The 9,021-nt window shown below is 71.2% G+C and carries 6 protein-coding genes and 1 pseudogene; 5 read left to right on the top strand and 2 right to left on the bottom strand.

Going from position 1 to position 9,021, the window contains the following annotated elements:
• Window positions 1-63: 63 nt before the first annotated feature.
• From ACFXAZ_RS35685 to pgl, 5 genes and pseudogenes are all read left to right on the top strand, one after another.
• A pseudogene (locus ACFXAZ_RS35685) lies at window positions 64-1,869 on the top strand (transketolase family protein); the annotation flags it as partial.
• A 34-nt stretch (window positions 1,870-1,903) separates the two neighbouring features.
• Complete coding sequence (gene tal, locus ACFXAZ_RS35680) at window positions 1,904-3,022, top strand: transaldolase (protein ID WP_384599936.1); 1,119 nt, start codon at window positions 1,904-1,906, stop codon at window positions 3,020-3,022.
• A 4-nt stretch (window positions 3,023-3,026) separates the two neighbouring features.
• Window positions 3,027-4,565: a glucose-6-phosphate dehydrogenase gene (zwf, locus tag ACFXAZ_RS35675; RefSeq protein ID WP_384599933.1), complete on the top strand. Its 1,539-nt coding sequence runs from the start codon at window positions 3,027-3,029 to the stop codon at window positions 4,563-4,565.
• Window positions 4,562-5,638 carry a glucose-6-phosphate dehydrogenase assembly protein OpcA gene (opcA, locus tag ACFXAZ_RS35670; RefSeq protein ID WP_384599931.1) on the top strand — a complete coding sequence of 359 codons (1,077 nt, stop codon included), beginning with the start codon at window positions 4,562-4,564 and terminating at the stop codon, window positions 5,636-5,638. The genes zwf and opcA overlap by 4 nt, the downstream gene beginning before the upstream one ends.
• Window positions 5,635-6,417 carry a 6-phosphogluconolactonase gene (gene pgl / locus ACFXAZ_RS35665; RefSeq protein WP_384599929.1) on the top strand — a complete coding sequence of 261 codons (783 nt, stop codon included), beginning with the start codon at window positions 5,635-5,637 and terminating at the stop codon, window positions 6,415-6,417. Before opcA ends, pgl begins: the two co-directional genes overlap by 4 nt.
• Window positions 6,418-6,835: 418 nt before the next feature.
• On the opposite strand, the gene ACFXAZ_RS35660 is transcribed toward pgl, so the two are convergent.
• Both ACFXAZ_RS35660 and ACFXAZ_RS35655 read right to left on the bottom strand, forming a co-directional pair.
• A complete protein-coding gene (locus tag ACFXAZ_RS35660) occupies window positions 6,836-7,675 on the bottom strand; it encodes a carbohydrate ABC transporter permease (protein WP_384599926.1) in 840 nt (279 codons plus the stop codon).
• The gene (locus tag ACFXAZ_RS35655) at window positions 7,672-9,018 is read right to left on the bottom strand and encodes an ABC transporter permease subunit (RefSeq protein WP_384599945.1); all 1,347 of its coding nucleotides are present in this window, start codon (window positions 9,016-9,018) and stop codon (window positions 7,672-7,674) included. The genes ACFXAZ_RS35660 and ACFXAZ_RS35655 overlap by 4 nt, the downstream gene beginning before the upstream one ends.
• Window positions 9,019-9,021: the final 3 nt, after the last annotated feature.

Below are 9,021 nucleotides of genomic sequence, written 5' to 3'. Positions count from 1 at the left end.
GATACACAAAACCCCCCCCTGTACGTGGCCGGTTTCGGCCGGGAGCTGCACTAACTCAAGCCGTTCCGGACGTGGGGGTCGAAGCCCCCCGGACACCCCGAGTACGGGCACACCACCGGGGTGGAGACCACGACGGGGCCGCTCGGACAGGGTGTCGCCAACGCCGTCGGCATGGCGATGGCCGCGCGCTACGAGCGGGGGCTGTTCGACCCCGACGCCCCGGAGGGCGGCTCGCCCTTCGACCACTTCATCTACTGCATCGCCGGTGACGGCTGCCTCCAGGAGGGCATCTCCGCCGAGGCGTCCTCGCTGGCGGGCCACCAGAAGCTCGGCAATCTGGTGCTGCTGTGGGACGACAACCACATCTCGATCGAGGGCGACACGGAGACCGCGGTCTCCGAGGACACCGTCAAGCGGTACGAGGCGTACGGCTGGCATGTGCAGCGCGTCGCGCCCAAGCCGGACGGCGATCTGGACCCGCACGCCCTCTACAACGCGATCGAGGCCGCCAAGCAGGTGACCGACCGGCCGTCGTTCATCGCGATGCGCTCGATCATCGCCTGGCCGGCGCCGCACGCGCAGAACACCGAGGCCGCGCACGGCTCGGCGCTGGGCGAGGAGGAGGTCGCGGCCACCAAGCGCGTCCTCGGCTTCGACCCGGAGCGGACCTTCGAGGTGTCGGACGCGGTCATCGGCCACACCCGTGAGGCCGTCGAGCGGGGCCGCCAGGCGCGCGCCGACTGGGAGAAGTCGTTCCAGGAGTGGCGCGACAACAACCCCGAGCGCTCCGCCGAGTTCGACCGGATCGCCGCGGGTGAGCTGCCGGCCGGCTGGGAGGAGAAGATCCCGGTCTTCGAGGCGGGCAAGGGGCTCGCCACCCGGGCCGCGTCCGGCAAGGTGCTCCAGGCGCTCGGCGCGGTGATCCCGGAGCTGTGGGGCGGCTCGGCCGACCTGGCCGGCTCCAACAACACCACCATCGACAAGACGTCGTCGTTCCTCCCGGCGGACAACCCGCTGCCCGAGGCGAACCCTTATGGCCGCACGATCCACTACGGCATCCGCGAGCACTCCATGGGCGCGGAGATCAACGGCATCGCGCTGCACGGCAACACCCGTATCTACGGCGGCACCTTCCTGGTGTTCTCCGACTACATGCGCAACGCGGTGCGGCTGTCGGCGCTGATGCATCTGCCGGTGACGTTCGTGTGGACGCACGACTCGATCGGGCTCGGCGAGGACGGCCCGACGCACCAGCCGGTGGAGCACCTCGCCGCGCTGCGGGCGATCCCGGGGCTGAACATCGTCCGTCCGGCCGACGCCAACGAGACGGCGATCGCCTGGCGGGAGATCCTGCGCCGCTACACCAAGGAGTTCGGCAAGGGTGCCCCGCACGGACTGGCGCTGACCCGCCAGGGCGTGCCGACGTACCCGCACAACGAGGACGCGGCGCGGGGCGGTTATGTACTGGCCGAGGCCGGCTCCGGCACGCCCGAGGTGATCCTGATCGCGACCGGCTCCGAGGTGCATGTCGCCGTCGAGGCGCGCGAGGCGCTGGAGGCCGACGGGGTGCCGACACGGGTGGTGTCGATGCCGTCGGTGGAGTGGTTCGAGGAGCAGGATCGGGCGTACCGGGAGAGCGTGCTGCCGCCGTCGGTGCGGGCCCGGGTGTCCGTCGAGGCGGGTGTCGGACTGACCTGGCACAAGTACGTCGGTGACGCCGGGCAGATCGTCTCGCTGGAGCACTTCGGGGCGTCCGCGGACGGGAAGCTGCTCTTCAAGGAGTTCGGCTTCACCGCCGAGAATGTCGCCGACAAGGCGAAGGAATCGCTGGCCACCGTACGGGAATCGAACACCGCCGCCCGGCGCTGACGCTGACATACGACACGTAGGAGATGCAATTTCCATGACGGACGCACTGAAGCGCCTCTCCGAGGAAGGCGTCGCGATCTGGCTGGACGATCTGTCGCGCAAGCGGATCACGTCCGGCAATCTGGCCGAGCTGATCGACCAGAGCCATGTCGTCGGTGTCACCACCAATCCGACGATCTTCCAGAAGGCGATCAGCAGCGGCGACGGTTACGAGCAGCAGCTCGCCGACCTGGCCGCGCGCAAGGTCACCGTGGACGAGGCCGTACGGATGATCACCACGGCGGACGTCCGGGACGCGGCCGACATCCTGCGCCCCGTGTTCGACGCGACGGACGGGCAGGACGGCCGGGTCTCCATCGAGGTGGACCCCCGTCTGGCCCACAACACGACGGCCACCGTCGCCGAGGCCAAGCAGCTGGCCTGGCTGGTGGACCGCCCCAACACGCTGATCAAGATCCCGGCGACCCGGGCGGGCCTGCCGGCCATCACCGAGGTGATCGGCAACGGCATCAGCGTGAACGTGACGCTGATCTTCTCCCTGGAGCGCTACCGCGAGGTCATGGACGCCTACCAGGCGGGTCTGGAGAAGGCGCGGGCCAAGGGCCTGGACCTGTCCCTGATCCACTCGGTGGCGTCCTTCTTCGTGTCCCGCGTGGACACCGAGATCGACAGCCGGCTGGACGCGCTGGGCACCGACGAGGCGAAGGCGGCCCGCGGCAAGGCCGCCCTCGCCAACGCGCGCCTCGCCTACCAGGCGTACGAGGAGGTCTTCGCCACCGCGCGCTGGTCGGCGCTGGAGCAGGCGGGCGCCAACAAGCAGCGTCCGCTGTGGGCGTCGACCGGGGTGAAGGACCCGGCGTACAAGGACACCCTGTACGTGGACGAGCTGGTGGCGCCGAACACGGTGAACACCATGCCGGAGGCCACCCTGGTGGCCACCGACGACCACGGCGTGATCACCGGGAACACCATCGCCGGGACCTACGCGCAGGCACGCGGTGAGCTGGACGCCGTGGAGAAGCTCGGGATCTCGTACGACGAGGTGGTCCAGGTGCTGGAGGACGAGGGCGTCGACAAGTTCGAGGCGTCCTGGAACGACCTGCTGGCGTCCACCGAGGCGGTACTCAAGCGCCTCGCCCCATCGGAGGGCTGACATCTTGTCCCCCCAGAACGGTAGCGAGGCGAACCCGCTCCGTGACCCCGCAGACCGACGGCTCCCGCGTATCGCGGGGCCGTCGGGCCTGGTCATCTTTGGCGTCACGGGCGATTTGTCCCGGAAGAAGCTGATGCCCGCAGTGTATGACCTCGCGAACCGGGGTCTGCTGCCGCCCGGCTTCTCGCTGGTCGGGTTCGCCCGCCGCGAGTGGCAGAACGAGGACTTCGCGCAGGAGGTCCACGACGCGGTCAAGGAGCACGCCCGTACGCCGTTCCGTGAGGAGGTCTGGCAGCAGCTCATCCAGGGGATGCGCTTCGTGCAGGGCACCTTCGACGACGACGACGCGTTCGAGCGGCTCCGCGACACCATCGACGAGCTGGACAAGGCCCAGGGCACCGGCGGCAACTTCGCCTTCTATCTGTCCGTGCCGCCCCGGTCCTTCCCGGTGGTCATCCAGCAGCTGAAGAAGCACCAGCTGGCCGACCAGACGAACGGCTCCTGGCGCCGCGCGGTGATCGAGAAGCCGTTCGGGCACGATCTGGCGTCGGCCGAGGAGCTGAACAAGGTCGTCCACGAGGTCTTCGCCCCGGACCAGGTCTTCCGGATCGACCACTACCTGGGCAAGGAGACCGTCCAGAACATCCTGGCGCTGCGCTTCGCCAACACCATGTTCGAGCCGATCTGGAACCGGTCCTTCGTGGACCATGTGCAGATCACCATGGCCGAGGACATCGGCATCGGCGGCCGGGCCGGGTACTACGACGGCATCGGCGCCGCCCGGGACGTCATCCAGAACCACCTCCTCCAGCTGGCGGCGCTGACCGCCATGGAGGAGCCCGCCTCCTTCGACGCGGACGCGCTGGCCGCCGAGAAGACCAAGGTGCTCGGCGCGGTCAGGCTGCCCCGGGACCTGGGCCGGGACACCGTGCGCGCCCAGTACGCGGCGGGCTGGCAGGGCGGCGAGAAGGCGGTCGGGTATCTGGAGGAGGAGGGCATCGATCCCCGGTCGAAGACGGACACGTACGCCGCCGTGAAGCTGGAGATCGACAACCGCCGCTGGGCGGGCGTCCCTTTCTATCTGCGCACCGGCAAGCGTCTGGGCCGCCGGGTCACCGAGATCGCGGTGGTCTTCCAGCGGGCCCCGCACTCCCCCTTCGACAGCACGGCCACCGAGGAACTCGGGCAGAACGCCATCGTCATCCGGGTCCAGCCCGACGAGGGCGTCACCGTCCGCTTCGGCTCCAAGGTGCCGGGCACGTCGATGGAGATCCGGGACGTGTCCATGGACTTCGCGTACGGCGAGTCCTTCACGGAGTCGAGCCCCGAGGCGTACGAGCGGCTGATCCTGGATGTGCTGCTCGGCGACTCCAACCTGTTCCCGCGCACCGAGGAGGTCGAGCTGTCCTGGCGGATCCTCGACCCGATCGAGCGGTACTGGGACGCGAACGGCAGGCCCGCGCAGTATCCGTCCGGGACCTGGGGTCCCATCGAAGCGGACGAGATGCTCGCACGAGACGGACGGAGCTGGCGCCGGCCATGAAGATAGACCTCACCGACACCACGGCCAGCAAGATCAACAAGGCGCTGGTGCAGGGCCGCCGCGCGGTCGGCACACCCGCCGTCGGCATGGTCCTCACCCTCGTCATCGTCACCGACGAGGAGAACGCCTACGACGCCCAGCGCGCCGCGAACGACGCCTCGCGCGAGCATCCCTCGCGCAAGCTCGTCGTGATCAAGCGGCATGCCCGGACCCCGCGCGACCGCACCCAGTCCCGGCTGGACGCGGAGGTGCGGGTGGGCGCGGACGCCGGCACCGGCGAGACGGTCGTGCTGCGGCTGTACGGCGAGGTGGTGGACCACGCCCAGTCGGTGGTGCTGCCGCTGCTGCTCCCCGACGCCCCGGTGGTCGTGTGGTGGCCGGTCGGTGCCCCGCTCGACCCGGCGAGCGACCCGCTGGGCGCCCTCGCCCAGCGCCGGGTCACCGACACGTACGCGGCCGAGCAGCCGGTGCGGGAGCTGACCGAGCGCGCCGCGACCTACACCCCCGGCGACACCGACCTTTCCTGGACGCGGATCACGCCCTGGCGCTCGATGCTGGCGGCGGCCCTGGACCAGGTGGTGTGCGAGGTCAAGGGGGTGGAGGTCGAGGGCGAGGAGTTCAACCCGAGCTGTGAGCTGCTCGCCATGTGGCTCGCGGACCGGCTGGACGTGCCGGTCAAGCGCTCGCTGTCGGGCGGGCCGGGGCTGACCGCCGTACGGCTGGCCACCGATTGCGGGGCGATCGTGCTGGACCGGGCGGACGGGTCGCTGGCGACGCTGTCCATCGAGGGCCAGCCGGACCGGGCGGTGGCGCTCAAGCGGCGGGAGACGTCCGAGCTGATCGCGGAGGAGCTGCGCCGGCTGGACCCGGACGACACCTACGCCTCCGCGCTGCGGTTCGGGGTGGAGCGGCTGAACGCGTCGGTGGCGCCGGAGGCGGAGGGTGCGCAGACGCCGGCCCCGGAGGCTTCGGCGGCCGATGCTTCGACGGCTGACGCTTCGACGGCCGGCGCTTCGGCCAAGCCCGCGAAGAAGGCGCCCGCCAGGCCGGCCAAGAAGGCGGCGGCCAAGTGAACACCCCGCAGCTGGTCGTGCACCGCGACAAGGAGCTGATGGCCGAGGCCGCCGCCGCCCGGCTGATCACGAAGGTGGTGGACGCCCAGGCGTCACGGGGCAGTGCCTCGATCGTGCTGACCGGCGGGCGCAACGGCAACGGCCTGCTGGCCGCGCTCGCCGCCGCGCCCGCCCGGGACGCCATCGACTGGGGGCGTCTGGATCTGTGGTGGGGCGATGAGCGGTATCTCCCCGAGGGTGACCCGGAGCGCAATGTCACCCAGGCCCGCCGGGCGCTGCTCGATTCCGTGCCGTTGGACCCGAAGCGCGTGCACCCCATGCCCGCGTCGGACGGTCCCTACGGCGCGGACGTGGACGCCGCCGCCGCCGCGTACGCCGGGGAACTGGCGGACGCGTCGGGCCCGGAGAACCATGGCCCGGTGCCCGTCTTCGACGTGCTGCTGCTGGGCGTGGGCCCGGACACCCATGTGGCGTCCCTCTTCCCGGAGCTGCCCGCGGTACGGGAGACGGACCGTACGGTGGTCGGCGTGCACGGTGCTCCCAAGCCGCCGCCGGTCCGGGTCTCGCTGACCCTCCCGGCGATCCGGGCGGCCCGTGAGGTGTGGCTGCTGGCCGCGGGCGAGGACAAGGCGAACGCGGTCGCCATGGCCCTGTCGGGCGCGGGCGAGATCCAGGCCCCGGCAGCGGGCGCCAAGGGCCGCGCCCGCACCCTGTGGCTCCTGGACTCGGCGGCGGCGGCACAACTACCGAGGTCGCTGTATCCACCGGCTTCGCCCTGAGGCGCAGACCTCCGGCCGTTTCCCCTCCGGCCCGGCGGCCGGCCGACCCGGTCCATGGGCAACGCACGACCCCCGCGACCGACGCCGGGCCCGCCCTCCGCTTGGGGCGGGCCCGGCGTGGTCACCGGGGACCGGACGTGTCCTCCGCTCAGGACGCGTCCGGCACGCGCGGTGAGGATGCCGGGCCCACCCGCCGCTTACGGACGGGCCGGCGCGATTCTTCACCGGTCCCGGGTCCGGCCGGCGCTGACGGACGGGCCCGGAGCGGTGTGGTGCGGTGGTACGCCGGACCCGCCCGCCGCTTCGAGCGGGCCCGGAGCCCACCCCGTACGACCGGCCCCGAGACCCACCCCGTACGACCGGGCCCCGAGACCCACCCCGTACGCCCCGGCCCGTACGCCCCGGCCCCGCCGCCCCCCTACTTGACGGAGCCCGCCATCACGCCCTGTACGAAATGGCGTTGGAAGGCGAAGAACACGACGACCGGGACCACCAGGGAGAGGAACGCGCCGGGGGCGAGGACGTCGATGTTGCTGCCGAACTGGCGGATCTGGGACTGGAGTTCCACCGTCAGCGGCTGCGAGGACGTGTCCGCGAAGAGCAGCGCCACCAGCATGTCGTTCCACACCCACAGGAACTGGAAGATGGCGAGGCTGGCGATGGCCGGTTTGCCCACCGGCAGCACCAGGCGGGTGAAGATCCGCCATTCGGTGCCGCCGTCCATCCGGGCCGCCTCCAGCATCTCCTTGGGGATCTCCGCGAAGTAGTTGCGCAGCAGGAACACCGCGAACGGGAGCCCGTAGGCAACGTGGAAGAGGACCACTCCCGGGATGGTGCCGAAGAGTCCCAACTGGCCGAAGAGCTTGGCGACCGGCAGCAGACCGATCTGCACCGGCACCACCAGCAGCGCCACCACCAGCAGGAAGAGCGGCTCGCGGAAGGGGAAGTCCAGCCAGGCGAAGGCGTATCCGGCGAGCGCGGCGACCACCACGACCAGGGCGGTCGTGGGGACCGAGATCAGGACGGTGTTCCAGAAGGCGCGGGTGATGCCGGAGTTCTCCAGCAGCGTCGAGTAGTTGTCGAAGGACAGCTGCCCTGGGCTGGTGAACACGGTCCACCAGCCACCCCGCGCGGTGTCCTCGGCGGACCGCAGCGACGACAGGAACAGCCCGGCGAGCGGGGTCATCCAGACCAGCCCGACGACCACGAGGAAGGCCTGGACGACGGCGCTGCTCAGTGCGCGCCGGATCGCGTTCATCCCTGACTCCTTCGGAAACGGCGGACGTTGAAGACCATCGCGGGGATCACCAGCAGCAGGAGCAGCACCCCGAGCGCGCTGCCGAGGCCCTGGTCGTTGCCGCCGCCGAAGGACACCAGCCACATCTGGGTGGCGAGCACGGTCGCGTCCTCCTGCACGGGACCGGGCGCGATGATGTAGACGAGGTCGAAGACCTTCATCACATTGATCACCAGGGTGATGAAGACGACCATGAGGACGGGTGCCAGCAGCGGCACGGTGATCTTCCGGAAGATCTGCCATTCGTTCGCCCCGTCGATCCGGGCCGCCTCCAGCGCGTCCCGTGGCAGCGTGGCCAGCCCGGCGCCGATCAGCACCATGGAGAAGCCGGTCCAGATCCACAGGTAGGCGCCGATGACGGCCGGGGTGACCAGGGTCGGGCCGAGCCAGGAGATCCCGTCGTAGGGCGGGGCGAAGTTGGAGCCGGGCAGCCGCAGGGTGTACGAGCCGTCGTCGAGGCCGCTGAAGCGGAAGGACCCGTCGGCGCCCGTGGTGGTGGTCGCGACGGTGCTGCCGTCCCGTACCGCCTCCACGGTCATGCCGGGCAGTCCGCTCTCCCCGTCGTCGACCTGCCCCTGCGCTCCGCCGCCGCCCGCGGTGAAGTCCAGGTAGACCACCCCGCGCAGTTCGTCGGCGGCGGCCGGGACGGCGGCGGCGCCGGTGGCCGGGACGGCGTCCTCGGGCAGGTCGCGCGGGCCCACCCCGACCAGGCCGAGGGCCGTGGAACTGCCCGGCGACAGGGCCGCCCCGGTGGCGTACGAGCCGTCCCGGCCCTGCGTCAGGCCCTGGCCCTCACGGGCGCGGGCGCCCGGGTAGGACGAGGTGCCGGAGAAGGTGTCGTGGACGGCGACGGCAGCGGCGTTCAGGACGCCCTTGTCGGGGTCCTCGTCGTAGGCGAGCCGGAAGATGATGCCGGCGGCGAGGAAGGACACCGCCATCGGCATGAACAGCAGCAGCTTGAAGGCGGTCGCCCAGCGGATCTTCTCGACCAGCACGGCGAGGATCAGTCCGAGGCCGGTGAGCAGCACCGGGGCCACGACGACCCAGATCGCGGTGTTGCGGATGGCTTTGACGGTGACGGGGTCGCGGAAGATCTCGGCGTAGTTGCCGCCGCCGACGAAGTCGCTGCCGGAGGCGTCGAAGAAGCTGCGGCCGACCGAGAACAGCACCGGGTAGACCACGAGCGCGCCGAGCAGCAGCAGCGCCGGCAGCACGAAGAGCACGGCGGCGGTCAGGCCCCGGGGGGGGGGCGCCCCCCCCGCCCCCGCGGGGGGGGGGGGGGGGGGGGGGGGGGGGGGGCGCAGAGA

The organism is Streptomyces sp. NPDC059477 (genome assembly GCF_042749375.1).
GTDB lineage: Bacteria > Actinomycetota > Actinomycetes > Streptomycetales > Streptomycetaceae > Streptomyces.
This window is presented reverse-complemented; position numbering and strand designations above follow the sequence as displayed.